The organism is Stenotrophomonas sp. 63632_Sma, assembly GCF_056482875.1.
In genome coordinates, this window is record NZ_CM151220.1 from 2507606 (window position 1) to 2534590 (window position 26985).

General features: G+C 66.7%; 23 protein-coding genes. 6 read left to right on the forward strand and 17 right to left on the reverse strand.

Annotation, left to right across the window (positions count from 1 at the left end; translation table 11 throughout):
- Positions 1–58: 58 nt before the first annotated feature.
- Genes ACZK45_RS11680 through ACZK45_RS11690 form a run of 3 tightly spaced genes read right to left on the reverse strand, consistent with a single transcriptional unit; the run spans position 59 to position 5549 of the window.
- Positions 59–3136 (reverse strand): efflux RND transporter permease subunit, encoded by a 3078-nt coding sequence (locus ACZK45_RS11680; protein WP_478444694.1) that lies wholly within the window; start codon positions 3134–3136, stop codon positions 59–61.
- Positions 3133–4305 (reverse strand): efflux RND transporter periplasmic adaptor subunit, encoded by a 1173-nt coding sequence (locus ACZK45_RS11685; RefSeq protein WP_478444695.1) that lies wholly within the window; start codon positions 4303–4305, stop codon positions 3133–3135. The genes ACZK45_RS11680 and ACZK45_RS11685 overlap by 4 nt, the downstream gene beginning before the upstream one ends.
- Positions 4302–5549, reverse strand: a complete 1248-nt coding sequence (locus ACZK45_RS11690) for a TolC family protein (protein ID WP_478444696.1) — start codon at positions 5547–5549, stop codon at positions 4302–4304. The genes ACZK45_RS11685 and ACZK45_RS11690 overlap by 4 nt, the downstream gene beginning before the upstream one ends.
- Positions 5550–5611: 62 nt before the next feature.
- On the opposite strand from ACZK45_RS11690, the gene ACZK45_RS11695 reads away from it, so the two are divergent.
- Positions 5612–6286, forward strand: a complete 675-nt coding sequence (locus ACZK45_RS11695) for a response regulator (RefSeq protein ID WP_125893618.1) — start codon at positions 5612–5614, stop codon at positions 6284–6286.
- Complete coding sequence (locus ACZK45_RS11700) at positions 6279–7658, forward strand: sensor histidine kinase (protein WP_125893620.1); 1380 nt, start codon at positions 6279–6281, stop codon at positions 7656–7658. The genes ACZK45_RS11695 and ACZK45_RS11700 overlap by 8 nt, the downstream gene beginning before the upstream one ends.
- 437 nt (positions 7659–8095) lie before the next feature.
- Here ACZK45_RS11700 and ACZK45_RS11705 read toward each other — a convergent pair whose 3' ends face one another.
- From ACZK45_RS11705 to ACZK45_RS11715, 3 genes are all read right to left on the reverse strand, one after another.
- Entirely contained in the window at positions 8096–10441 is a 2346-nt protein-coding gene (locus ACZK45_RS11705) for a GH92 family glycosyl hydrolase (RefSeq protein ID WP_478444697.1), read from the reverse strand.
- 102 nt (positions 10442–10543) lie between these two features.
- Positions 10544–10867: a thioredoxin family protein gene (locus ACZK45_RS11710; protein WP_197615644.1), complete on the reverse strand. Its 324-nt coding sequence runs from the start codon at positions 10865–10867 to the stop codon at positions 10544–10546.
- 5 nt (positions 10868–10872) lie between these two features.
- Positions 10873–11289, reverse strand: coding sequence for a baeRF12 domain-containing protein (locus ACZK45_RS11715; RefSeq protein WP_019337746.1), 417 nt, complete (start codon positions 11287–11289; stop codon positions 10873–10875).
- Between the two features lie 162 nt (positions 11290–11451).
- Here ACZK45_RS11715 and ACZK45_RS11720 point away from each other — a divergent pair, with 162 nt between their 5' ends.
- The 3 genes from ACZK45_RS11720 (at position 11452) to proP (ending at position 13644) form a co-directional block, all read left to right on the forward strand.
- Positions 11452–11679 carry a hypothetical protein gene (locus ACZK45_RS11720; protein WP_197615645.1) on the forward strand — a complete coding sequence of 76 codons (228 nt, stop codon included), beginning with the start codon at positions 11452–11454 and terminating at the stop codon, positions 11677–11679.
- Between the two features lie 85 nt (positions 11680–11764).
- Entirely contained in the window at positions 11765–11893 is a 129-nt protein-coding gene (locus tag ACZK45_RS11725) for a hypothetical protein (protein ID WP_256200907.1), read from the forward strand.
- 263 nt (positions 11894–12156) lie between these two features.
- Positions 12157–13644, forward strand: coding sequence for a glycine betaine/L-proline transporter ProP (gene proP / locus ACZK45_RS11730; protein WP_478444698.1), 1488 nt, complete (start codon positions 12157–12159; stop codon positions 13642–13644).
- Positions 13645–13728: 84 nt separating this feature from the next.
- On the opposite strand, the gene ACZK45_RS11735 is transcribed toward proP, so the two are convergent.
- The 11 genes from ACZK45_RS11735 to ACZK45_RS11785 all read right to left on the reverse strand — a co-directional run bounded on the left by ACZK45_RS11735 (position 13729) and on the right by ACZK45_RS11785 (position 25934).
- Complete coding sequence (locus ACZK45_RS11735) at positions 13729–14346, reverse strand: hypothetical protein (protein WP_125893630.1); 618 nt, start codon at positions 14344–14346, stop codon at positions 13729–13731.
- Between the two features lie 109 nt (positions 14347–14455).
- Positions 14456–15082: an ATPase gene (locus tag ACZK45_RS11740; protein ID WP_132810239.1), complete on the reverse strand. Its 627-nt coding sequence runs from the start codon at positions 15080–15082 to the stop codon at positions 14456–14458.
- 3 nt (positions 15083–15085) lie between these two features.
- On the reverse strand, positions 15086–15427 hold the full coding sequence (locus ACZK45_RS11745; RefSeq protein WP_005413623.1) for a type II toxin-antitoxin system prevent-host-death family antitoxin: 342 nt from the start codon (positions 15425–15427) through the stop codon (positions 15086–15088).
- Positions 15428–15497: 70 nt separating this feature from the next.
- Complete coding sequence (locus ACZK45_RS11750; protein ID WP_478444699.1) at positions 15498–17093, reverse strand: sensor histidine kinase; 1596 nt, start codon at positions 17091–17093, stop codon at positions 15498–15500.
- 9 nt (positions 17094–17102) lie between these two features.
- Positions 17103–17507 (reverse strand): response regulator, encoded by a 405-nt coding sequence (locus ACZK45_RS11755; RefSeq protein WP_019337750.1) that lies wholly within the window; start codon positions 17505–17507, stop codon positions 17103–17105.
- Between the two features lie 136 nt (positions 17508–17643).
- Positions 17644–19098, reverse strand: a complete 1455-nt coding sequence (locus tag ACZK45_RS11760; protein ID WP_125893636.1) for a surface lipoprotein assembly modifier — start codon at positions 19096–19098, stop codon at positions 17644–17646.
- A gap of 90 nt (positions 19099–19188) precedes the next feature.
- Positions 19189–19953: a Slam-dependent surface lipoprotein gene (locus ACZK45_RS11765; RefSeq protein ID WP_032129432.1), complete on the reverse strand. Its 765-nt coding sequence runs from the start codon at positions 19951–19953 to the stop codon at positions 19189–19191.
- Between the two features lie 53 nt (positions 19954–20006).
- Positions 20007–23129, reverse strand: coding sequence for a TonB-dependent receptor (locus ACZK45_RS11770; protein ID WP_478444700.1), 3123 nt, complete (start codon positions 23127–23129; stop codon positions 20007–20009).
- 182 nt (positions 23130–23311) lie between these two features.
- Complete coding sequence (locus ACZK45_RS11775) at positions 23312–24268, reverse strand: FecR family protein (RefSeq protein WP_125893640.1); 957 nt, start codon at positions 24266–24268, stop codon at positions 23312–23314.
- Between the two features lie 82 nt (positions 24269–24350).
- The gene (locus ACZK45_RS11780; protein WP_049462496.1) at positions 24351–24854 is read right to left on the reverse strand and encodes an RNA polymerase sigma factor; all 504 of its coding nucleotides are present in this window, start codon (positions 24852–24854) and stop codon (positions 24351–24353) included.
- Positions 24855–25007: 153 nt separating this feature from the next.
- Complete coding sequence (locus ACZK45_RS11785) at positions 25008–25934, reverse strand: LysR family transcriptional regulator (RefSeq protein WP_180838019.1); 927 nt, start codon at positions 25932–25934, stop codon at positions 25008–25010.
- A 151-nt stretch (positions 25935–26085) separates the two neighbouring features.
- On the opposite strand from ACZK45_RS11785, the gene ACZK45_RS11790 reads away from it, so the two are divergent.
- The gene (locus ACZK45_RS11790; RefSeq protein ID WP_478444701.1) at positions 26086–26952 is read left to right on the forward strand and encodes a pirin family protein; all 867 of its coding nucleotides are present in this window, start codon (positions 26086–26088) and stop codon (positions 26950–26952) included.
- The last annotated feature ends 33 nt before the right edge of the window (positions 26953–26985 follow it).

Sequence of the window (26985 nt, forward strand, 5' to 3'; positions counted from 1 at the left end):
CCGGGCCATGCCTGGCGGCCGGGTCGCACCCACGCATGGCGTGGATCTACGGTGCCGATCATCCGGCGCGCGCCTCGCGGCGCCGGTGCACCCAGTAGTACAGCGTCGGCAGCACCAGCAGGGTCAGCAGCATCGCCGACAGCAGGCCACCGATCACCACCACCGCCAGCGGCTTCTGGGTCTCTGCACCGATCGCATGCGAGGTCGCCATCGGCAGCAGGCCGAACATCGCCAGCAGTGCGGTCATCAGCACGGTGCGCAGGCGCTGCAGCGAGCCCTGCACCACCGACTGCAGCAGGTCCATGCCCTGTTCGCGCAGCTGGGCGAAACGACTGAGCATCACTACCCCGTTCAGCACCGCTTGTCCGAACAACGCAATGAATCCGATCGCCGCCGACACTGACAGTGGAATGCCGGTCAACCACAACGCCAGGATGCCGCCGATCATCGCGAGGGGCACGTTGGCCAGGATCAGTGCTGCGCTGCTGATGTCCTTGAAGGCATCGAACAGCAGCACGAAGATGAGCAGCACCGACAGCGGAATCACCCAGCCCAGCCGCTTCATCGCACGCTGCTGGTTCTCGAACTCGCCGGACCACTCCAGCCGGTAGCCTTCCGGCAGCTGCAGGCTGGCATCCACGCGTTTGCGCATGTCGGCCACCACGCTGCCCATGTCACGACCAGCGATGAAGATGCTGACCGCCTTGACCCGCTGTGCGTTTTCGCGCGAGATATTGATCGCGCCGCTGGCCATGCGGAAGTCGGCCACGTCGGACAACGTCACCGTGTGGCCATCGCCGATGCCCACCGGCACCGTACGCAGCCGTTGCAGGTCACGGTCGGCATCGTCCAGGCGCAACGTGATCGGGAACCTGCGGTCGCCCTCCCACAGCTCGCCGACCTGGCGCCCGCCCAGTGCAGTCTCGATCACTTCGTCGATGTCGCGCACGTTCAGGCCATAGCGCGCAGCGCGGTCGCGGTCGATCTCGATCTGCAGCTGCGGCAAGGAGCCATCACGGTCGATGAAGGCACTCTCCACGCCCTCCACGCCACGCACCTGGCCCAGGATCGCCTGCGCCTGCCGGTTCAGTACGTCCAGATCCGAGCCACTGACCTTGATCACCACCTGGCCCTTGATCTGCGAGATGCTCTCCAGGATGTTGTCGCGCACCGGCTGTGAGATCGAGAACTCCGGCCCCGGAATGCGCTGCTCCAGCGTGCGCTGCAGGTCGCTCACCAGCTGCCGCTTGTCCACCCCCTTCGGCCATTCCTTCTCCGGCTTCAACGCCACCAGTGCCTCGATCTGGTTGGCGCCCTTGGCATCGGAGCCGTCTTCCGGCCGCCCCAGCTTGGCCACCACCGTCGATACCTGCGGGAAGGTTCCAACCAGCTCGCGGATGCGCCGCGACTGCTGCTGTGCTTCGGCCAGGCTGGTGCTGGGGTCAAGCGTGGCGGTCAGCCAGATCGAGCCCTCGTCCAGCTCGGGCAGGAACTCCGAACCCAGGCGGGTACCCAGTGCCAACGTACCCACCAGCAATGCGACCGCGGTCAGCACCACCGCACGCGGTCGGGCCAACGCACGCTCCAGGACCGGCCGGTACCAGCCGGTCAGGCGGTCCATCAGCGGATTGCCATCGCGCATGCGGTCCCGTCGCAGCCACCAGTAGCAGAACAGCGGCACCACGGTCAGCGCCAGGATCAACGCACCGATCAGGGCCGAGGTCACCGAGTACGCCATCGGCGCGAACATGCGGCCTTCCTGGCGCTGCAGGGTGAAGATCGGGATGTGCGCGGCGATGATGATCAGCATCGAGAAGAACGTCGGCCGGCCCACTTCCGATGCGGCGGAAAGAATCGTCGAGAACCGCGTCTTCCGATCAGCCGTAGGTGGCAGCTTCGACAATCGCGAGACAATGTGCTCGGTGACGATCACCGCGCCATCGATGATGATGCCGAAGTCCATCGCACCCAAGGACAGCAGGTTGGCCGGCACGCCCCACAGGTGCAGGCCTAGGAAGGTCGACAACAGCGCCAGCGGCATCATCGCCGCCACGATCAGCGCGGCGCGGGCGTTGTACAGGAACAGCCACAGCACCAGGAACACCAGCACCGCACCTTCCAGCAGGTTGCGGAAGACGGTCTTCAGCGTGGTCGACACCAGCCACGAGCGGTCGTAGAACGGCTCGATGCTGACCCCGGCCGGCAGCTGGTTCGCTTCGATCTCGGCGATGCGCGCATGCAGGGCGTCGAGTACGTCGGACGGATTCTCGCCCTTGCGCATCAGCACCATGCCGAACACAGCATCGTCATTGTCGTCCTGGCCGACCAGGCCCTGCCGTGGCAGGCCGGTATCGGCGATGCCGGCCAGGTCGCGCACCAGGATCGGCGTGCCACCTCGCTGCGCCACCACCACGTTGCCGAAGTCACCCGGCGAACGCATCAGGCCCACGCCGCGGATCAGGAACTGCTGCTGGCCACGCTCCACGTAGCCGCCGCCGGCATTGGAGCTGCCCTTCTCCAGCGCCTCGGCGAATTCACCGAGGCTGATGCCGCGATCACGCAGCTTGTCCAGGTCCGGTTTGACCTGGAAGGTGCGCGCGAACCCGCCGAAGCTGATCACATCGGCCACGCCCGGCACGGTGCGCAGGCTGCGCTCCATCGTCCATTCCTGCACGGTGCGCAGCTGGGTCGGCGTCATGTGCGGGCCCTTGAGTACGTAGCGGTAGATCTCGCCCACCGCCGAACTCATCGCCTCCAGCTCCGGGGTCACGCCCTCCGGCAGCTCCACGCCCTGCAGGCGCTCCAGCACCTGCTGCCGCGCGAAATAGTCGTCGGCCTTGTCGTCGAAGGTCAGGATGATCATCGACAGGCCGAACTGGGTATGCGAGAACACCCGCACCGAATGCGGAATGCCGGACAAGGCCACTTCCAGCGGCATCGTCACTTCGCGTTCCACCTCTTCGGCGGCGCGGCCCGGGTGCAGCGACACCACCGTCACCTGGGTGTCGGAGACGTCCGGGAAGGCCTCCACCGGCAGCACGCGGAACGCGGCGATGCCGCCGCCGATGAACAACAGCAGTGCCAGCATCACCATCAGCGGCTGGCGCAGGCAATAGGCAATCAGGCGATCGATCATGGGGCGGCATGCCCCGCGCCGGTGCTGGCGGCCGCTGGCGCGCTGTCGACCAGCTGCTGCAGCAGCAGGCCCCCTTCGACCACCACCCTGCTGCCAGCCGCCAGACCGTCACGCACCCACAGTCGACCGTCACCCAGCTCCTCGGCGTGCACGGCGTGGCGCACGTAGCGGCCCTTGCCCTCTTCCACGAACACCACCTGCTTGCCGTCGATCAGCAGCACCGCCGCATCGGGCAACGAGACACCGCCCTCGGCCGGCAACGCCACCTGGGCGCGCACATACTGTCCCGCCTTGAAGCCGCGTGCGCGATTGTCCAGCTCGGCGCGCGCCTGCACCACGCGGCGTTCGCTGTCGACGAAGTCATCCACATGCTGCAGGGTCGCCTGCAGCGGCTGGCCATCTGCACCCGGCACGCTCACCTGCATGCCAGCCTTCAAGCGTCCGGCGAGGCTCTCAGGAACATCCAGCAACAGCCACAGGCGGTCCGGATCGCCAATCACTGCCAACGGCTGTTCGCTGTCCGGGCTGACCGACATGCCCGGGCTCATCCGCCGCTCCACCAGCACGCCATCGATGGGCGCGCGCAGTGGCAGGCGCTGATCGACGCGCTGGCCGTTGCCATAGGCCTTGGCGAAGGCGGCAGCGCGTGCATGATCAGCCTGACTGCCAGCGAAGTTTGCCTCGGCCTCGTCCAGTTCACGACCCGACGCCACTCCCGCCGCATGCAGTTCGCGGGTACGGTCCAGTTCCTTGCGTGCCTGCTGCAGCTCGGCGCGACCACGGGCACCTTCAGCCTGAGCCTGGCCGAACTCGGGCGAGGTGATCCAGGCGATGACCTGGCCGGCTTTCACCTTCTGCCCCGGCTGTACCTCGATGCGCGCTACCTGCCCCGACAGCGGCGTGTGCAGTGCGCTGGAGCGCGTCTCATCCCAGACCACCCGGCCCGGCAGCTGCAGGCTGGCGCTGGCGCCGGCACTCACTGTCTCGCTGCGCAGCACGTCCAGCTGGCGGCTGTCGGAAGGAAACTGAATCTGGCCGGCACTGACCCGAGGTGCGTCCTCAAGATAGGAAGCTGGCTCTCGACCACAGCCGCCCAGCAGGATCAGCGCCAGCAAGACGGGCAGCACGGCGTATCGCGCCTGCGGGCGATAGGCGACGGTGGACTTCATCGGGATTCTCCTTCGGCAACGGATGTGGCGGCTTCCCAGCGCGCCAGTGCAATGGCATGGTCGGTGCGCGCCTCGATCAGTGCGGCCTCGAAGTCGCGCCAGCTGCGGCGCGCATCCAGCAGATCGGTCAGATTGGCGGCACCGCGCCGGTACGCCAGTTCGATGCCCTGCACCGCCTTGCGTGCGGCGTCGGACTGCAGTCCCTCATAGTCGCTGCGGCGCTGTGCGGCGGACTGCGCGCTGGCCTGCAGCTGGTCCAGCTCGGCGCGTGCTTCGCGCTGCAGCACCTGCAGCTCCAGCGCGGCGCTGTCACGGTCGGCCTCGGCACGCTGGATCGCGCCGCGCGCCCGCGACGGCCCCCCCAGCGGAATGGTCAACGACACGCCCCAGGTAACACCGCTGATGTCGGTCGGCTCTCGTTCGGCCTCCACGCCCAGCTGGATATCGCGATGGCGCTCGCTGCGCGCCAGGGCCACGCCTGCATCAGCAACCGCCAGGCGCGAGCGCGCGGCACGCAGGTCGGCGCGCTGCTGCGGGTCGAACGCGCGTACATCGGCCACGCTGCTGGCATCCGGCCAGGGGTCATCAGCACTGAGGTCGCGGCTGTCATCGCTGCCCAGCAGCATCCCCAGCACATTCCGCGCGTCACGCAGATCCAATGCTGCCTCGCGCGCCGCGTCCGCCACAGCCAGGTCGTCCACAGCCAGGCGCGCGCGATCCACCGGTGCCATCGCCCCTGTCGCAACCTGCTTATCCGCCGCCGCCATCTGCTCGGCCGAACTCTGCCGGTTGGCGTCGGCAATCTGGGCCCGCTCCTGCGCGCCCTTCAGGCTGAAATAGGCTTCATGCAGTGCCACCTGTTGTCGGCGACGGGTATCGAGCATCTCCAGCCCTGCGACTTCCAGCAGCGCGTCGGCCTGGCGGATGCGCAACGCACGCTTGCCACCGCGTTCCCAGGTCCAGCCCAGGCCCACGGTGCTGTCCACCCGCTTGTCCTGCCAACGCCCCGGTCCGATGCCGTGCTTGGGGCTGATCTTGCTGGTGCCGATCGACAGCTCGGTGGCCGGGCGCAGCGCCGCCGTCTGCGCGTCACCCTGCACCCCGCGCAGCTCCAGTGCCGCGGCGCGCAGGTCCGGGTTGTGCGCTTCCATTGCACGCTGCGCTTCTGCCAGGGACAGCGCCGAAGCCGCAGGCGCGCACAAAAGGGCGGCCAGTACGACCGCAAGACGAGGGGAGAAATTCATGCACGTCACGGTAAGGTGACGGACTTGCGCCAAACTTGCCCCAACCTTGCACGAAGCTTGCAATGCGAATCCTGCTGATCGAAGACGACGCCGCACTGGCCGATGGACTGATCCGTGCCCTGCAGGGCGCCGGTCATCTGTGCGACCACCTCTCGCGCGGGCTGCACGCGCCGGCCGCGCTGGCCAGTGCACCCTATGACGTGATGGTGCTGGACCTTTCATTGCCGGACGTGGATGGCCTCGACCTGCTGTCGCGCCTGCGCAACGATGGCGCCACCTTGCCGGTACTGATCCTGACCGCACGCGATGGCGTGGAGGACCGCATCCTCGGCCTCGACCGCGGCGGCGATGACTACCTGGCAAAACCATTCGCGCTGGGCGAGCTGGAAGCGCGCCTGCGTGCGTTGTCGCGCCGCCGCAGTGACGCACCGGCGCAGAAGCGATTGGGCCGGCTGTGCTTCGACAGCATCCGCAACGAAGTGCAGGTGGACGGCCAGCGCATCGAGCTGACCGCACGCGAGCTGTCGCTGGTCGAAGCGTTGATGCAGCACCCCGGCCGCACCGTGACCAAGCAGCGCCTGTTCGATGGGCTCTACAGCTGGGACCACGAGGCCAACCTGTCGGTGATCGAGGTGCATGTCAGCCGCCTGCGCCGCAAGCTGGAACAGGCGCGCGCCGGCGTCGGCATCCGCATGTTGCGTGGCCTTGGCTACCGGCTGGAGGCCGTGGGTGACTGAGCGCGTGCACAGCCTGCGCGGCCTGCTGCTGCGACGCCTGTGGCTGCCGCTGCTGGTGCTGCTGCTGTGCAGCGCAGTAGGTTCGTTCGCGCTGGCGCGCTTCTACGCCGGCCAGGTCTACGACCGCTGGCTGCTGGATTCGGCGATGTCGTTGTCCGAGCTGGTGACGGTGCAGGACGGCCGCGCATCCATCGAGATCACCCCGGCGGTATCACGCATGTTCACCTGGGACACCGCCGACGAAGTGCATGGCGAAGTGGTCGATGCGGATGGCGGGCGCCTGTATGGCGACCTGCCCGAGGCACTGCCACGTCCGGCGAGCGCCGCCGCGAATGACGATGCGGTCTACTACGATGCGCGCCTGCGTGGTCAACCGGTGCGCATGGTCGAAGTGGTGGTCAGCGCCGGGCCGGGCCATGACATCCGGCTGCGCGTGGCCGAGACACTGCGCAAGCGCCACCGGCTGGAACGCAAGCTGCTGCTGACCAGCGTTCCGTTCCAGGCCGCGATCCTGGCACTGGCGGCGTGGCTGGCCTGGTCCGGCACCGGCGCCGCCGCAGGCCACGCCAACCTGGTCGCACGGAAGCTGGCCAGCCCGCGGCCGGATCCGTTGGCACCGCTGGATCCGGCGCAGGAGGCACCGCGCGAACTGTGGCCGGCGGTTGAGGCCTACAACGCCCTGCTGCAGCGCCTGGACGCGATGCAGGATGCGCAGCGGCGCTTCGTCAGCAACGCCGCACATCAACTGCGCACACCGTTGGCGGCCATGCAGGTGGAGCTGGAGAGCTCATTGCGCCAGCATGATCCGCAGGCCCAGCAGCTGGCGCTGTCCGGCACGCTGGCCGGGTTGGCCCGCTTGCAGCATCTGGTCAACCAACTGCTGATGCTGAGCCGCTCCGAAGATCCACATGGCAGCGCACTGCCGCTGCAGCCAGTGGACCTGGCCGCGTTGGCGCGTAGCCTGGTGGAGCGCTATGCGGACCGTGCATTGGCTGCAGGCGTGGACCTGGGTTATGACGGGCCCGACGACGACGTGCAGGTAAAGGGCGATCCGCAGCTGCTGCGCGAGGCGTTGGGCAACCTGCTGGACAACGCGCTGCGCTACGGTTCCGTGCCAGGCGTGATCACCCTGGGACTACAGCAGGATGCCGAGGGCGTGCAGGTGTGGGTGGACGATGACGGCACCGGCATTGCCGAGGCCGAGCGCGCGCGCGTCACGGAACGCTTCTACCGGGCCAGCAGTGAAGGTGATGGCTGTGGGCTGGGACTGGCGATCGTGGCCGAGATCGCGCAGCGGCATGATGCGGCGCTGGTGATCGATACCGCCCCGATCGGTGGCGCGCGGGTGGGGATGCGGTTTCGATCCCGCTGACGTCCTGCGTGCCAACCAAGGTTGGCACCTACCCGGTCACGCCATGCGGTAGACGCCCACCTTGGTGGGCGCTGTTGACGTCCCGCATGCCAACCAAGGTTGGCACCTACCAAGGGCACCTCGGCCGGCGGATCCCGGTAGACGCCCACCTTGGTTGGCGCCGTTGATGTTCCGCGTGCCAACCAAGGTTGGCACCTACCAAAGGCACCTCGGCCGGCGGATCCCGGTAGATGCCAACCTTAGTTGGCGCTGTTGACGTCCCGTGTGCCAACCAAGGTTGGCACCTACCAAAAGCACCCAGCCGGCGGATTCCGGTAGACGCCAACCTTGGTTGGCGCCGTTGATGTTCTGCATGCCAACCAAGGTTGGCACCTACCAAAAGCACCCCAGCCGGCGGATTCCGGTAGATGCCAACCTTGGTTGGCACCTACCCATCATCAACGGCTCATCGAATACGGCGCCTGCGCGCCCTGCCCCGGCCAGTCCCTGTTCGGCTCGGCCTGCATGCTGAAGCGCAGTTCGCCACCTGCCAGGATCTCGTCGTGGCGCAGGAAGGTGCGCTGCAATGGCTTGCCGTTGAGGCTCACATTGCCCACATAGGTGTGCTTGTCATCCAGTCCATCGGCCACGATGGTGAACGTCTTGCCGTTCGGCAGGCGCATTGCGGTCTTCGGCAGGAACGGGCGACCCAGGATGTACTCGCCCGAGCCCGGGGCCACCGGGTAGAAGCCCAAGGCGGTGAACACGTACCACGCCGACATCTGGCCGACGTCATCATTGCCGGCCAGGCCATCGGGGCGGTCGGCGTACTGGGTATCCATGATCTGCTTCAGGCGCGCCTGCGTGCGCCACGGCTGGCCGGCATACGAATACAGGTAGGCGACGTGGTGGCTGGGCTCGTTGCCGTGCGCATACCAGCCGATCAGCCCGGTGATGTCTTCCATGTGCTCGAAGATGGACGGGTCGACCTTGGCGTTGAACACCTCGTCCAGGCGCGCGAGCAGCTTGTCACTGCCACCGTGCGCTGCCGCCAGACCGGCCACATCCTGCGGCACGTACCAGGAGTACTGCCAGGCATTGCCCTCGGTGTAGTCGGTGCCGTATCCACTGGCGCTGGGATCGAATGGGGTGCGGAAGCTGCCATCACGCTTGCGCGCGCGCATGAAGCCGGTGTCTTCGTCGAAAGCATTGCGCCAGTTGCCGGCGCGCTTGTCGAAGGTAGCGGCAACCTCGGTCTTTCCCATCGCCTGCGCCATGCGCGCGATGGTCCAATCATCGAAGGCGTACTCCAGCGTCTTGCTGGCGGCCTCGCCTTCCTCGTCGATCGGCACGTAGCCCAATTCGCGGTACTGCGCGATGCCATCGTACGGGCCGTAGTTGGCGGTCTCGACCATCGCCTTCAGCGCCTTGTCGGCGTCGAAGCCACGGATGCCCTTCACGTAGGCGTCGGCGATCACCGGCACGGCGTGGTAGCCGATCATGCACCAGTCTTCCAGGCCATGGAATGACCACACCGGCAGCATGCCGTAGGGGCTGTGCTCATGGTGGGCCAGCATGGAATTGACGAAGTCGCTGTTGCGCTTCTCCGGCTGCACCAGGGTCAGCAACGGATGCAGCGCGCGATAGGTATCCCACAGCGAGAACGTGGAGTAGTTGGTATAACCCTTGGCCTGGTGCACGGCGTTGTCCGAACCGCGGTACTGGCCATCGGCATCCATGAACAACGTCGGCCCCAGCATCGTGTGGTACAGCGCGGTATAGGCGCTGCGTCGCGCATGTTCCGGCGCATCGATATCGAGCACCGACAGCGCCTGCGTCCATTCCTGCTTTGCCTGCGCACGCACGCGGTCGAAATCGAAGCCGGCCACTTCCGCGTCGAGGTTGGCAATGGCACCGGCTTCGCTGACAGGCGAGATCGCAACCTTGACCACCAGCGGTGCATCCAGCTTGCCGAAGGCGAAGGTGCCGACCAGCTGGCGCCCCTCGATCTGTGCGCGCTGCGCCGGATCCTTCTCGCCCGGAGGCGGGAAGCCCTTGTAGACAATGTCCTGCTCGGTGTTGTGCAGCTCATGCCCGGAAAGCGGCCGCGAGAAACGCATCGCGAAATACAGCTGGCGGCCCGGCGCCCAGCCACGGGTTTCGCGGAAGCCGGTCACCGTGCCGTCGGCGCGCACCCGTACCCGCGACCACAGCACCTTGCCCGGGTAGTCGTACATGCTGGTGCGCATGTCCAGCAGCACCTTGGCGTCGGTGCCCTTGGGGAACGTATAGCGGTGCACGCCCACGCGCGCACTGGTGGTCAGTTCGGCGCGCACCTTGTAGTCATCCAGGGTGACCGCGTAGTAGCCCGGCTCAGCCTTCTCGTTATCGTGGCGGAAGCGCGACGCGTAACCGCTACGCGGCTTTTCCGGATCACCGCGCTCCAGACCGGGATTACCGGTGAACGGCATCAGCAGGATGTCGCCGAGGTCCGAATGACCGGTTCCGGAAAAATGCGTGTGCGAGAAGCCGACGATGCTGCTGTCGTCGTAGCGATAGCCGGCTGCCCAGCCATAGGCCTTTTCGCGTGGCTGGATGCGTGTGTCCGGGCTGAGCTGGACCATGCCGAACGGCACCGTGGCACCCGGGTAGGTGTGGCCTTCACCTCCAGTACCAATGAACGGGTCGACCGAGGTGTAGGCCTTGTCGGCGGCGGTTTTGGCGGGAGCGGCCGACGCCAGGCCGGAAGCGAGCATTGCCGTGGCGGCGACAGCGATCAGGAGATGACGGTCCAGCGTGGGCATCGGCGTTTGGATCGATTCAGGTGGTAGCCGGATGCTAGCACCGGGCCTGTCACGCCGCATGCTGCAGTGCGACTGCCCGGTGTCCCCCGCCGGGTTCAATCGTCAACCGGGAAGCGCGTTCTGCAACGACATGAGGTCCGCGCTGTCCAGCGGCCTCACCACCCGCGCGACCTCTTCTCCATCGCGCAGCAGCACCACTGTCGGCCACAGCTTCACCTTGAACGCTCGCCCCAATGGCCTTCCCTTGCCATCCTCGATCTTCCAATGCGCCAGATCGTTCGCTTCGACGAAGGCCTGCAACGCGGGCTGCGCGGCCTGGCAATGACCGCACCAGGGCGCACCGAACTCCAGCACCTGCCACCCAGCCTGCGCCGCCACCCCCGCAGAGGTGGGCTCGTTCGGAAGGTGATCACGCATGAACGGCATGAGCGCTACGCCGCCAGTGCCTTCTGGATGTCTTCCAGCGGCGCGTTGGTCAGGTCCTTGGCAATATCCCCGAGCAATCGCGCCTGGACCTCTTTATGCAGCAGCGGACGAATGCGACCCAGCGTGGTCGGGTCGGCGATCAACACCAGGTGCGCATAGCGGTTCTTCAAGGCATCCTCATTGAGCTGTTCGGCCACCTGCTTGGCGAACGTCGCCTCGTTGAGCTGCGAGACCGACATGTCCTTCGGCACGGCACCCGCAGGCCCCTGCCCGGACACGCCCTGCTCACTGATGTCCTGCAGGCGCAGCTCGCCCTCCTGTTTCAGGGTCAACTGATGGTTGCTGCCCACGTTGGTAAACACCCGTGCCGAACCACCGTCGGCTACCACGATCAGCGTTCCTTCGGGAATCGTCCGCGCCATTGCATCCTCCATCAATTTGAAAAGTGGGTGTGTGCTCCACCTTATGCACGCCGATGTCACCAGAGCGCGTACAGGATGTGATTCCGTCATCGCAATCTGAAATCCGCCCTAAATTTACCGGGAGGCCTGCCGCTATGGCCTCCATCATCGCGAGGAACCTCTGTGCACGCTGGCTCACTGTTCCACATCTGCTTCGCCACCAGCCTGGCCATTGCCGGCTGCGCCGGCTGCATCCACCAGTTCCTGCAGGGCCAACCGTTTTTCGCCCTGGCCATCATGCTCTCGGTGCTCACGATGATCGGCGCCGCACTGGTCACGCGGAAACTGGCACTGCCGGGCGCCTTGGCGATTACCTGCACGGTGTTCGGTTTGCTGGCGAAGTCGGCCTGAGCCTTCTGAACAGGCGACGTGGAACACAGCGTGCAGATCAGCCCGCTTCGCTGCACGCTCACGCCGGTGCCGTTATGATGAACGGATGATCGACACGACCCACTACGTGACGGGCGCACCTGTTACGTGGGAAGCACTGCCGACCGGCGCTTCGCTTGCCACGATTGCTCCCGCCCTGCATTTCCATCGCCTCGCGCTGGATCCCGGCGGATGACGCCCGCAGGCCCACGGCCTGCCATCCCCACACGCTGATGTGACACGCGGCTGCCAACTGCGCGGCCGTTGTGATCCCGTTGCCGCGTTTCCGCCCTTGCGGCGGTGCTTTGCCGTGCGCGTGGCGTTGCGCCTGCACACATTCCCCGGCCCCCACGCCCCCTTCCGATGCCCCTGCGCCACTTGCGCCTGCATCGCCGTTTCCGATTTCCGGGACACACCACAGCACCCATTCCCCTATTCCATACCTACAAGGGAGCCCCTATGCAGGACACGCCCGATTCCCATGCCCACTTCGGCTGGTTCAAACGCCGCCGCCACCTGAAGGTCGATGAGATCACCGTCGTCGACAAGCCCATGCTCAAGCGCGCCGTCGGTGCCGCTGCACTCGGCAATGCCATGGAGTGGTTCGACTTCGGTGTCTACGGCTATCTGGCCGTCACCATCGGCCAGGTGTTCTTCCCGTCGAGCAATCCCACCGCACAGGTGATCGCGGCCTTTGCCACCTTCACCGTGGCATTCCTGGTGCGTCCACTCGGTGGCCTGGTGTTCGGCCCGCTCGGCGACCGCTATGGGCGCCAGAAGGTGCTGGCGTTCACCATGATCCTGATGGCGCTGGGTACCTTTGCGATCGGCCTGATTCCTTCCTACGAGCGGATCGGCATCTGGGCACCGGTGCTGTTGCTGCTGGCGCGTGTGGTGCAGGGCTTTTCCACCGGCGGCGAGTATGGCGGTGCGGCCACCTTCATCGCCGAGTATTCCACCGACCGCAACCGCGGCCTGATGGGCAGCTGGCTGGAGTTCGGTACGCTGGGCGGATACATCGCCGGCGCCGGTACCGTGACCGCGCTGCACATGCTGTTGAGCAGCGAACAGATGCTGGACTGGGGCTGGCGCATTCCATTCCTGGTGGCCGGCCCGCTGGGCCTGCTCGGCCTGTACATGCGCATGAAGCTGGAAGAGACCCCGGCATTCCGCGCCTTCGCCGAGGAAGCCGAGAAGCGCGAACATGATCGGCCCGGGCTTGGCGCGCTGTTCCAGGTGCACGGCCGCCAGCTGCTGGTGTGCATGGGCCTGGTGCTGGTGTTCAACGTCACCGACTACATGCTGTTGACCTACATGCCCAGCTACCTCAGCGTCACCATGGGCTACGCCGAGAGCAAGGGCCTGCTGCTGATCATCATCGTGATGCTGGTGATGATGCCGCTGAACATTGTCGGCGGGTTGTTCAGTGACAGGCTGGGCCGCCGCCCGATGATCATCGGCGCCTGCATCGCGCTGCTGGTACTGGCGATTCCATGCCTGCTGCTGGTCGGCAGCGGCAACGACTGGATGATCTTCCTTGGCCTGATGCTGCTGGGCCTGGCGCTGGTGTGCTTCACCAGTTCGATGCCGTCCACGCTGCCGGCGCTGTTCTATACCCCGGTGCGCTACAGCGCGCTGTCGATCGCCTTCAACGTCTCGGTATCGTTGTTCGGTGGCACCACGCCGCTGGTGACCGCGTGGCTGGTGGAACGTACCGGCGACCCGCTGGTGCCGGCCTACTACCTGATGGGCGCGGCGGTGGTCGGCCTGATCACGATGCTGTTCGTGAAGGAAACCGCCGGCCTGCCGTTGCGTGGTTCACCGCCGGCCGTCGGCAGCGACAGGGAAGCTGCGGCGCTGTTGAAGAGCGATGTGCCGGTCACGGTGGACCCGAGCCTGCCGCCGCTGCCGGACGTTGCAGAGCCCGAGCAGGCGAAACCGGCCTGAGGCTCGCCGCGAAATGCCACACGCATGGCCTGGATCTACATGGGGCCTGTGGCGCCGGGCGGATACGCCCGGCGCTACCTGGCGCTATTTCTTGATGCGGGTCAGCTTCCCCGGCGTCCAACGCAGCGTCCATGTGTAGTTTCCGTCCGGCGGACAGACGTGGCGGTTCGGGCTCTTCCATTCGCAGACCGTCGCCCCGGCACTGACGGTGAAATCGACAATGATGCGATCACCCTGGATGCGGATCGCGCGGATGGCGCCTGGAATCTGTTCAACCGCGTCGTCACCATAGCCATACTGGCGGATGGCGGCATAGTCCTCTGCTTCCACCGGCGACAGGCTGTTCGGGTTCTCCTGGCCGCGCGGATCGTTTGCCGTCAGCGCCGTCATCACCGCCACCACATTGCGTTGCGCGAAGCTGCCGCCGGTGTAGGTGGACGTATAGAAGTACACGACCTCGGCACGGCCATCGCCATCGAGGTCGGCAACAGCGGTCCACACCGGACGGAAATCGGATTCAATGTCGTCGCCGGGAATCAGCCGCAGGTTGGCTTCGGCGGCGTGGTAGGCCTGTACCAGGCTGGGCGGCGGCGCCACCCGCTTGGACGCGGCAGGCGCGGCCGTCGCCGTCAGGCTGGACAGCGCCAGCGCAGCAAGCACCAGACAGATCGAAGTGGAGCGGAACGTCGCAGGTCCGTGCATGTCGTCCTCCATGAGTGTGCGGTCAGTCTAACCGCAGCTCCGGTGGCGCCCAGTCGTGCACGGCGCGGTTTCGCGCGATGCGTGAAAGACATCCACACATGGCGTGGATCTACTGCGGGGTGTCCAACTCCATCGCGCGCATCACGATGGGTTTGGCCCAGTCCGGCGTGTGCAGCAGTTCGGCCACCGAGACCGGGTACTGCAGCTGGCCGCGCTCCATCGCCAGCACCGGGAGGGGCGCGGCGCAGCCTTCTGCGTCGGCCGGCGCGCTGTTGTCGTAGACATGCAGCTCAGCCAGGTGCGGCAGCAGGTCCAACAGGTTCTCGCGCGCCGAATCGAAGCGGGCGTGGATCTTTTCCACCGGAATATCGTGGCCACCGGCCTCTACCCGCGCCGCCACGCGGGCGATGTGCAGCTCGACCGTGGCCAGGCCACAGAACCAGATCGCGACGTGATGGTGCTCGCAGGCCTCGCGCAGCAGGCGCGGAATGGTGTTGCCACCCAGCGTTGTTTCGAAGGCGAAGTCCGTGCCATCGGCCATGGCCTGGCGCAGGCGGCGGGTGCCTTCCTGCCAGGCCTCGGCATTGGCTTCGGGCAGCGGCCAGCCAGCCTCGACCAGGCGGCGGGTGAACGAATCGGGGTTGAACCAGCTCAGTCCTTCGGCTTCCAGCCAGGTACCCAGCAGCGAGCTTTTGCCGGCGCCATTGACGCCGGCCAGCACCAGGATCCGCCCCATCGTTCAGAGCGGACGGCCGAGGGTGACCTTGCGGCCACGGCGGATCGGCTGGCCCAGCACCTTGCCCAGCCCCTCACCGCGCTGCAGGCTGGCCAGGGTCTGGTCGAACTCACCGCGCAGGCGCAGCAGTTCTTCACTGCGCTCACCGGCGTCACCGCCGGCGGCCTTGGCCAGCAGCTCCTGGTACGTGCGGATATCCACGATCACCGCTTCCGGATGATTGTGGTTGGTGATGACCAGTGCCTGCTTCTCGCGCACGGTGCGCATCAGGCTCGGCCAGCCACGGGTCTTCACCGACGAGGCCGGGGCCTTTTCGAGGCCAGGCAGATCCAGCGGCAGGGTCATGGCACGGCTCCAGACGGGGATAGTTGAGGCCATTATGCCCAATTTGGCCCAATTGGGGATAAATGGACCTTTACCTGACGGAACCCTCCGCCGCCGCGCCCGGAGCATCGGTCTGCAGCAGGCTGTCGCGCTCCCGCAACGGGAAGCGGATCCAGGCATCCAGGCCTTGTGGGCCAAAGCGCAGCTCCCCGCTGCCAGCCAGCTCGTACGGCACGCGCTGCTCGATCAGCGCCCGGCCCAGGCCGCGCTGGCGTGGCAGCTCCCAGTCCTCCACCTCGGCATGACGCTCGCACCAGTGCAGGCCCAGCCATGGCTGGCCGGCCTGAACCTGCAGATCCCAGGTGACCTCGATCCGGCCATCCTCATGGGTGAGCGCGCCATGCCTCAGCGCGTTGGTCGCTAATTCGTGGATCGCCAGGGACAGTACTTCGGCTGCTTTCGGCGGCAGCAGCACGTCCTCGCCCTGCAGGCGGTAGGCGGCCGCTGCCGGCGTCTGCGCAGCGATCTCCTCTTCGAGCATGCCACGCAGGCAGACGCCGGCATTGGCACCACGGGTCAGCAGGCTCTGCGTGCGTGCCAGCGACATCAGTCGCCCGCACAACCGTTCAGCGTATTCATCCACACTGCTGACCGACTCGCGGGTCCGCCAGGCAATGGCATGGATGGTCGACATGATGTTGCGCACCCGGTGCTGCAGTTCGGCCAGCAATACCGATTGACGCTCAGTGGCACGCTTGAGGTCGTCGATGTCCACCGCGATGGCAAATACCCCGCTGACCTCACCGTCGCCATCGCGCAGGGGCGCGGCAGCGACCCGGGTCCAGCGCGCGCGGCCATCATCATGCAGGTACTGGAACTCCAGCCCCGGCACCACGGTCTCGCCGCGCATTGCGCGCGCGATGGCGAAGTCGTGCGCCTCGATGGCGTTACCGTCCGCATGCCACCCACGCCATCGATGCAGGTTCACCTCATCCGTGGAAGGCACCTTGCCGCTGGGCAGGTAGGCACGCATCTGGTCGTTGGACAGCTGCAAGCGCCCCTCGGTGTCGACAATGCAGACACCTACCGGCAGCACCTTGAAGGCCAATGCCAGGCGCCGGTCCGCCTCCCGCCGCTTCTGCTCTTCGCGCTCGCGTGCCAATTGGGCAACATGTGCCGCTGTGGTCTCGAACATGGTCACCAGCACGCCGTTGATGCGCCCCTCCTCGCCACGGATCGGGCTGTAGGTAATGGTGAACCAGACGTCCTCCAACCGCCCGCGGCGCGCCAGGGGATAGAGCTTGTCCTCGTAAGTGATGGTTTCGCCCTGCCAGACGCGCTGGTAGATCGGCCCGTTGATATGCCACACCTCGGGCCAGCACTCGCGGGTCGGCTGGCCGAGCCCGCCGGGATGCTTGTCGGCCAGGATCTCGGCATAGCCGTCGTTGTAGAGCTGCACCAGCTGCTCGCCCCACAGCACGATCATCGGGAAGCCGTGGGCCAGCATCAGGTCGACGGTGGCGCGCAGGTGGGGCGGCCACTGCTCACAGGCGCCCAATGGCGTGGACGACCAGTCATGGCGGGCGATGCGCGCGGCCATGCCATCGTGGCGCGCATGCAGGCGCGGCGCAGGCGGCATCGAGCCACGCAGCTTGGCAGCGTGGATGCCTTCAGGACGGCGCGACATGCCGCGCAATCAGGCGATGCCCGCAGAGACCTGCGGCGCCGCCACCAGCCCGGCCAGCTGCTGCACCAGGGTTTCGATGTGATAAGGCTTGGTACAGCGCGGCGCGCTGGCGAAGCGGCTGGGCAGGTTGTCGTCGTAACCGGAGGTCAGCAGAAAGGGCGTACCGGCCTCGGCCAGCCGATCGGCCAGCGGATAGACCTGCTCACCGCCCAGGTTGATGTCCAGCAATGCCACATCGATGGGATGGGTATCGACCAGCTGCCCCAGCGCCTGCAGGTCACCAGCCGGCCCCACCACCTGTGCGCCTTTCAGCTCCAGATAGTCGACCAGGAACATCGCGATGGCGAATTCATCCTCCGCCACCAGTACACGCAGCCCTTTCAGGCCCTCTGGTTTGTTGCCCGCTTCCAGCACGACCGGCGCTCCTCGATACACGCGGCCCAGCTCTGCCGCAACGCCCGCAGGATGCGCGAACCGGGCTACAAGAGCGCGTGATGATGGATGAAGATCGCAGCCACGGCCCGTTCACCGCGGCATTGCAGCGGCGTGTTCAGAAGGCCCGCTCCCACTTCAGGCTGAGCAGGCTGCGGTCGTGGCTGTACAGCCAGCCAACGTTGCTGTCGATGCGCGCGTAGCGCAGGCTCAGGCTGGGTACCAGCCCGGCCACGGCAAGGCGCTCGCTGCGCACGATGGCGATCAGGTTCTGTTCGCTGTCCTCACGCCGCGCCTCCAGCAGCGGACTCCACGCGTCGTAGTCGCGCTCGCGCAACGAGACGAATACGGTGGCGGTGGTGCCCATCCACCGGCGCGCCGCACCCAGCCGCACGCCGCGCTGGCGATAGCCGTTGGCTGGGTTGGCAGCGCTGCTGTCACTCAGGTCCAGCCCGGCAAAGAGGGTCCAGCGCGGGTTGAGCGCACGGAACCAGGTGGCATACACCGCGGCCAGCTCACCGTCGTAATTGCTGGCTAGGCCACGCTGGCGATAGCGCTGGCGCTTCCAGTCGGCCTCCAGCTTGAGGAGGCTGCGCGCGTCCAGCGCATATTGCCATTCGCCATGCAGCCCGCTACCGCCTTGCAGGGCCCGGTTGCCGAGGCCCTGATAGTCATAGCTGGGGGCGATCTGCAGGGTATGCCGTGCGCTACGCCAGCTGTAACCCGCCTGCACGTTGGCATTGAGCTCGTTGTAGGCGCTGTGCCCACGCCATGCCTGGCCGAATGCGAGGCCACGCACGTACACGCCATGGTGGCCCTTCAAGGCCCAGCGACGTTCGAGGTTACCGTCATAGTCCAGGCCCATGGCGCGCTGGGCATCGGGAAGATTGCGCTGGATGATGCAGGTGTCGCCTACCCCAAACAGGCAGGTGCGGCTGGCCGAACTACGGTTGATGTTGTCGCTCCATGCCGGGCCGGCGGACAGCGCGCCTTTCCAGCGCTGGCGCGCCTGCAGCGCAGCCAGATAGGCGTCCACCCGACCGCGTACACCTGCGGTGGCGGGGTCATCGGCACTGATGCCATCCGCGATCGCCGTGAACAACGCCACCGCATCGCGATCGCGCTGGTCCTCGGCGTAGACGCGCGCAAGTTCAAGGCGGGCCGGCAGGAAATCCGGCTGTGCCTCCAGCAGCGCCTCGTACTCGTTGGCCGCGCGGTGGTGATTGCCGGCCACCCGCGCCAGGCCGCCCTGCGCATAGTGGCGCAGCAACGGGTCGTGGCCGGGCAGTTCGATGTATTCATCCAGGAAGCGTTGCGCGGCGCCCCATTGCTGATGCTGCAGCGACAGGTACAGCGCCTGGCCCAGATCGTCGACCGTGCGCTCCACGCGCAGGGTCTGGCCGTCGATGGTGATGGTCGGTCGCTCCGACTCGGCCTGCTGCAGGCGCTGCTGGTCCTGCTGCTGGTGGCGCAGGTCGGTGCCCTGTTCGAGCACGCGGCGAAGATCGTCCTGCTGGGCGCGAGCGTCGGCGGCCGCCAGCAGCAGTACGACAAGGAAGATGGGATGGCGCATGGTCGATCCGTGGTGGTGCATGCAGCGGGCCGAAGCAGGGACTGGCGGATCGCGGCTTGTCCCTGCCCTGCCCCGTCAGGGGCGTGGCAATCAGTTCTTGCTGCCGCCGAAGGCGGTGTCGTACTGGCTGTTGCCGCTGAAGGTGGCGATACCGGCCAGGGCGGCCGCGTTGGCGCCGAAGAACTGCCCCTGGGTGGTGCCGGCAACGCTGCCGTTGGCGGTGGCCGAACCGGCGAACGATGCGTCGGCACTGTTGATGTTGGCAACGATGGCCAGGTTCAGGCCGTTGCCCGACAGCGCACCATCCAGGGTGCCGGCGCCGAAGTCGGCGTCAAAGGTGCCGCTCAGCAGGTTGCTGCCGTTGAACTTGTTCAGGCCAGCCACGGTGTAGGACGCCACGCCAGCGGGCAGCGTGGTGCCGGCGCGGTCACCAACGAAGTAGACCTGGCGGTTGTTGAAGCCACCGGCGGCGCCATCCTTGGACCATTCACCGAACCAGACATCGCCACTGCCGACCTTGACGAAGTTGAAGTGGCCCATGCCGGCGTGGCTGCCCGGTGCGCCGGTGATCGGCATGGCCAGGGTACGTACCGTCACGCCATTGACGGTGGTAGGTGCCGAGTAGGCGCTCAGACCCTGGAAGTCCACCGGCTTGGCCTGGGACACGGTACCGACACCGATGCCGGCCTTGCCAGCGCGGTGCGGGCCGCCATTGACCTGCGACTCGCCAACCGCCACGTACAGCTCGGCATCGGTCTTGGCACTGGCGGCACCGACGATATCGGCAGCATGCGCGGCACCGACCAGAGCCAGCGAGGCGGCAACGGCGAGAACCGAACGGGAGATCATTTTCATGGTATTGCTCCTTGATTGAGGGAACTACGGGTACAACGCTTGAAGGTGGGAGATCAGAAGCGTGCGGTGACGCCGAGCTTCAGGGTGCGACCCGGGGCCGGCAGCGTGGACCGCGTGGCTGGATCGACGTAGTAGCGGTTGCCGAGGTTGCTGCCGACCAGTTCGACGCTGGCATGCTCGTTGAAGCGCCAGCGCGCATAGGCATCGACGGTGGTGATGTTTCCCCAGGTGAACGGCACGTTCTGCCAGAGCAGGCCGCTGCCACCGCTCAGCAGGCGGTCACGGTAGGCCTGCAGATCAGGGTTCTCGTGGCGCTGGTAGTGCACGATGCGGCTGCCAAGCTCCAGGCGCTCATCGAACAGGCGCGTGCCCAGCGACCAGTTGATCGACAGTTTGGGAATGGCCTGGGTCAGCAGGTAGCCACCGACGAAACCATCCTGCACGCAGTTCGGGACCAGGCCGCGGTTCGCATCCAGGAGCACCGCCGTGCTCTCGTCACACACCTCGTTTTCCAACGTGCGGGTGATGCCCAGATCGGTGAAGAAGCGCCGGTTGTCGAAGCGGGCCTGCAGTTCGATGCCACGGATGGTCTGCTTGTCGATGTTGTCGAACAGGAAGTTGCCATCGCGCTCGATCACGTCACGGGTCTTGTGCACGTAGTACGCCAGCTTGACGTCGGCATCGGCGGTGTTGCCGAACAGGGCCGACAGGTTGTGCACGTAGCCCACTTCGTAGTTGTAGGCGTGCTCGGGCTTGAGCGCATGCAGCGGATTGAGGCTGCCGGAGAAGGCGATCGTGCTTTCGAACATGCTCGGGAAGCGCACCGCTTCGCTGTAACGCACGTAGGCACGGGCGGCCGGGGACAGGTGTGCAGTGGCCGAGAAGGTCGGCAGCCAGGCATGGTCGCGGCGGCGGCTGTTGCGTGCATCGACCGGCTGCGACTGTACGCTGTTGCCGATGTTGCAGACCTGGTCGCTGCCGGCGAACACCGGCTGCACGCCGGGAATGGCCGCCACTTCGCCATTGAGGCAGGGATTGCCGGCGCGGGTGTAGTTGCCATCGGCATCGGGCAGCCAGGGCCGCGTGTACCTGACCGGACGCGGCGTCTCGTACGGCGCCAGCAAGGCACGGATGCTGTCATCGATGAACCAGCCCATGCCACGCTTTTCCCATACGGCGCGGCGTGCTTCCAACGCGTCGATGCGGGCCTGCAGATTGGCGGGACGGGGCGGCAACTCGTTCACGGTGTACTGCGCCTCCTTGCCACCTACGCCCTTGGTCAGCAGCTCGGGGTGCGCTTCGAGGAAATCGTCGAAGGCCCAGTAGCGGCTGTAGCGCACGCCTGCATTGAGGGTAAGGAAGTCAACCGGCCGCCACTCCAGGGTGAGGTAGCCCTCGCCCTCCTGTCGGCGCCCGGCACGCGGGAACATACGCCAGCCATCGGTGGTACCGAAGTACGGATCGCTCGAGCCGAGCTTCTCGTACTGCCAGTTGCCACCCACGGTCAGGTCCAGGGTCGAATGCAGGGCGAAGCGGTTGCTCAGGATCAGGCCGGTGCGGTCGTTGCGCGCGTTGGCCAGCGCGGTGTTGCGCAGGATCGGGCTGGCATCCGGGTTCCATGCCGGATTACCCACTGCGAAGTTCGGGAAGCCGCCAGCACTGTAGGTATCGCTGTCCGTCTCCGTGCGCCACAGGTTGGCGTAGAGGTCCAGCCAGCGGCTGCCGGCCGGCTGGAAGCGGTATTCCAGGTTCCAGGCATCGGACGCAACCCGGCTGAGCGGCCACTGGATACGCCCGTAGTCGGGCGCGGACAGGATGCGCGACGGCATGATCTCGCCGTAGTGGGACAAGGTGCGCCGCCAGGTCGCCTTCAGCTGCTGGTCGTCGTTGATCTGCCAGGTTCCCTTGACCAGCCAGGACTCCTGTTCGCTGGATGTATTGGGCACTTCATCGCCCGGTTTGAAGTAACGCGCCAGCGTGGTGATGTAGTCGATGCCCTGGTACTCGTACTGCTCGCGCCGGTCCTGGTCGTAGTACGCGCTTCCCTTGCTGCCGGAGAAGTAGTTGCCGCGCTTGCGCCAGGCGTAGGCAGCCATCAGGTCGACGTTGTCGCCGCGTACGCCCAGTGCCAACCGCCAGGCCTGGTCTTCGCCATCGAAGGGGTTGTTGCCGCTGCGCGACTTCACCGGCACCACCAGGGTGCGGTCGTTATAGGGTGAGTTCGGCGAGCCCTGCGGGAACCCCGGCACGGTGCGGTAATCCTCGCCGGTGTGCAGGCGCGGCAGGCGCGGTGCCACCGCATTGCTGCTGCCTTCGATCTTCAGCTCCCCGCCGAAGCGCTCGCCGGCAGCAACAATGTCGTCAACGTCGATGGTCTTGATCACCAGCGCACCGCCGATCCCGCTGTGCACATCGCGCACCAGCCCTGGCCCCTTCATGACCTGGATGCCACCAATCAGGTTGGGATCGATGTAGTTGCGGTTGCTGACGCCGTTGTAGCCGCGCCAGACCGTGAGCGCCTGTTCGCCACCGTCGATGCTGACCGGCACCCGCCCGGGCCCCTGGATGCCACGGATGTTGACGTCCAGCGCGCCGCTGTTGCGCGCATCGCCGCTGAACACGCCGACCAGATCCTTGACCACGTCGGCCGGATTGGAACCGCGATAGCGCTCCACCCGGTCGCGCCCCGAATACGCCGTGGTCAGGTCCAGCGCGAACACATCATCGTAGCCGCGCCGATCGCGCGCCTCACCCCCTTCCGACTGAAGGCGACCGGCCACGTCCAGTGTTTCGGTCACCCGCAGCCCTTCCCCTTCACCCGCCTCCGCTGCGGCCCGCAGGCTCCAGGTACCGTCCATGCCACGCTGTGCGCGCACGCCGCTGCCGCGCAACAGCTGCTGCAGCGCCTGCATCTGGCTGTACTCGCCACTCACCGCACTGGAGCGGCGGCCCTCCACCAGGTCACTGCGGAACACCACCTGCACATCGGCCTGGCGGCCAAAGGCACGTACGGCATCAGCCAGTGGCTGCTCCGGGATGGCGTACTGGCGCACCGGCGCGACGATCGCCGGTTGTGCCTGCACGGCCGGCACCCAGGCCAGCGGCAGCAATGCGGTGGAAACGGCCAGGGCCAGAACGGTGGCGCGACGATGACAGGCGGATGCCGTGGACGGCATGGACAGGAACTCCTCAAGCGTGGCTGGACCACGGGCACATCCGGTGCCGGTGGTGTGTCTGGCTTGAGGAAAAACGGTGTTTCGCTCTGGCTATACCTCTATAGACAGCGGGACACTGCAGGTGCCCACGGTTTTTTCATGTTTTTTTCATGCGGCCCGTTCATCCAGGTGCTGCGCGGGCCTCACCACACCACCAGCGCGCCACCGGGCAAGCGCTGCACGCGCAGTCCTGCCTGTGCGGCCACGGCATCAATGGCGGTCTCCGGCTGCTGCAGGTGGAACAGGCCACTGACCCGCACGTTCGCGCCCTGCCCGCCCAGTACCCAGACCGGTGCACGCCGATAGCGCGCCAGATCGGCGATGGCCTGCGCGGCCGGCAGATTGTCGATCGCGACCTCACCTCGCCGCCATGGCGCCACGGCCTCGGGATCTTCCAGCCGCACAGACTCCAGCCAGCGACCGTCACGGAACGCCCGTGACTGCCCCGCATGCAGGCGCTGCACACTGCCATCGCCCGGCCGCACTTCGACCACACCCTCACTGACCTGGGTGGTGACCGTGGTATCCAGCATCGACACACTGAAGGCGGTACCGATGTCACGGACCAGGCCGCCCGCCGCCTCGACCTGGAACGGTCGCGCCTCATGGGCCACCTGGAACCAGGCCTGGCCGCGCAGCAGGCGCAGGTGCCGCTGCTGGCCATCGAACGCAACCGCCAATGCGGTGCCCGCATCGAGCACGGCGGTGCTGCCGTCTTCCAGCTGCACCACGCGTGGTGTATCGCTGCTGCGCAGGTCACTGCGTGCCAGCAACAGCGCCTGCGGTGCGGCCGCGACCATCAGAACCACAGCGGCGGCGCTGGCCAACAGCCATGGCAGGCGACGGCGCGGTGCGACCGGACGCAATCCCTGGCGGTCGGCGGTCAGTTCAGGCAGCGCCGCCAGCACGTCGGGCCCGGCGGCATCCAGCCCCTGCCAGAAGGCCTGCTGCTGGCGCCAGGCCAGCGCATGGCGTGAATCGGCCTGCAGCCAGCGATGCAGGGTGAGTTGCTGGCGTTCCGGCAGCGGGCCTGCACTGCACCGGATCACCCAGCGCAACGCCTGCCTGGCCTGACGCGGCGAGGGTTCGGACGTGGTCATGGTTGTGGCCTGCCGCACCGCGAACGGGTGCGCTTTCCTGTTGTGACAATGGCGGGCGCGATCTGCCCACGGCAATCGCCGCTCATCGATGCATTCCCTGCTGGTGCTGTTGGATCAATAGTGCCGCGCGCAGCACGTGCTTGCCGACCAGGCTCTTGGAAATACCCAGCCGTGTGGCGATCTCGCGCTCGCTCAGGCCCAGGTAGCGGTTGAGCACGAAGCACTCGCGGACCTGCGCTGGCAGCGCGAGGATGGTCTGGGTGATCTCGCGCAGCTGTGCCTGGTCCAGTGCCTGCGCCTCGCCGTCGTGGCCCGCCTCGGCCATGTCGGCGGCGTACTCGGCCATCGCGCGCCGCTCGCGGGCGTCGGCCTGGCTGCGGTTGAGGGCATGGTGATAGGCCATCCGGTACAGATAGCCGCGCGGCTCCAGGATCGGTGGATCACCGGGCACGCTGCTGGCCTTCAGGTACAGGTTCTGCAGGGTGTCCTCGGTACTGGCCGGGTCGAGATAGCGCGCGATGAAGCGAGACAACGCACGGCGCTCGCGGATCAGCAGCTCGACCAGCGCCAGGGCATTGGGAGACATAGGTGCCAAGGCCGGACCGGGGAATGATGGGCGTGATGGCGACGGTCCGGATGTGGATTGTGGGCTGCGCAGCCGCAGGCGGCAAGCAAAGCCTGGTAGCGCCGAGCCCACGCTCGGCTCCGCAGTAGATCCACGCCATGCGTGGATGAAGGACTACGGTTCGTCCAACGCCTCGAAACGCTCGGCAAGGTAATCGATCAACGCACGCACGGCAGGCAGCAGCCCACGCCGCGAAGGGAACACCGCATGCACGATGCCGTGCTTCGGCACCCACTCCGGCAGCACCGGCACCAGCGCGCCGCTGTCCAGCTCATCGGTGATCATCATCCGCGGCAGCATCAACAGCCCGACCCCGGCCACCGCGGCTGCGCGCAGCGCGATCATGTCATCGCTGACCAGGCGCGGGCGGTGATGCACGCTGGCCTGCACGTCGTCCGGCCCGATGTACTCCCACACATGCTGCTGACTGGGCGAGGCCAGATCGACGGTCGGCATCATCGCCAGGTCGGCCGGCACCTGCGGCGTACCCAACCGTTGCAGCAGCGCCGGGCTGGCACTGGTGCACCAGACCCGGCGTGCCAGCACGCGCACCACCAGGTCGCTGTCTTCCAATGGCGGCGGCCTTACCCGGATCGCCACGTCCACACCCTCGCCCACCACGTCCACGCGGCGGTTGGTGGCGTCCAGCTGCATCGTCACCTGCGGATGCAGGGCCAGGAAGTCGGCCAGCATCGGGCCGATGCGCGCGTGCAGGATCGCGATCGGGCACGCCAGGCGGATGGTGCCGCGCGGCTCGGCGCGTGACATCGCAATCGCTTCTTCGGCCGCTTCCGCCTCGACCAGCATTGCCTTGCAATGGCGGTAGTAGTCCTGGCCGACCTCGGTGACCGAGAAACGCCGGGTCGAGCGCTGGATCAGGCGCACGCCCAACCGTTCTTCCAGCAGCGCGATGCGCCGGCTCAGTTTCGACTTGGGCATCGCCAGCGCCCGCCCGGCCTGCGAGAAGCCGCCGTGCTCGACCACCATGGCGAAATAGAACAGGTCGTTGAGGTCACAACGGCGGATATCTGCGATGAACACGGGGCGATCTCCTGCGGCCCACGGCCTGCCGCCATTGTTCACCAGATGGGACTATGACGGCAAATATTGGCGTCTACCGGCCCAATTGTCGCGGCGATATCGTCTCCTGCAACGAAGAACAGCGGCCGGCAGCCCCGGCCAGGAGATCGCCATGAAGCGTGTCACCGGTACCTACAGCGCCCCCCGCCCGCACTGGGTGGGCGATGGATTCCCCGCCCGCTCGATGTTTTCCTACAACACCCACGGCCAGCACCTGAGCCCGTTCCTGCTGCTGGACTATGCCGGCCCGTACACCTTCGCCCCCAGCGATACCCCGCGTGGGGTCGGCCAGCATCCGCACCGCGGTTTCGAGACGGTCACCATCGTCTATGAGGGCGAGGTCGCGCATCGCGATTCGACCGGTGCCGGCGGCACCATCGGCCCGGGTGACGTGCAGTGGATGACGGCGGCCTCCGGCATTCTCCACGAGGAATTCCACACACCGGAATTCAGCAAGCGCGGCGGCACGCTGGACATGGTCCAGCTTTGGGTCAACCTGCCGGCGCGGGACAAGATGGGCGCACCGGGCTACCAGACCCTGCTTGACGCAGAGATCCCCTCGGTGGATCTGCCTGAGGGCGCCGGCCGCGTGCGTGTCATCGCGGGCCGCTTCGACCGCCACGCCGGTCCGGCACGTACCCACACGCCGATGGATGTCTGGGACATCCGCCTGCAGCAGGGCCACCACGCCGAACTGCCGGTGGCCGATGGCCGCACGCTGGCGGTGGTGGTGCTGAAGGGCTCGGTCCGGATCAACGGCGGCCAGCCGGTCGGCGAGGCGCAGCTGGTCACCTTCGATCGCAGCGGCGAGGACGTGTTCGTCGACGCCGACAGCGACGCCACTGTGCTGCTGCTCAGCGGCGAGCCGATCGACGAGCCGGTGGTGGGCTATGGCCCGTTCGTGATGAACAGCCAGGCCGAGATCGCACAGGCGGTCAACGACTTCAACAGCGGCCGTTTCGGCCGGATCGCGCACTGAGCGCTTCCGCGCGGCGGGCGATGACCCGTCGCG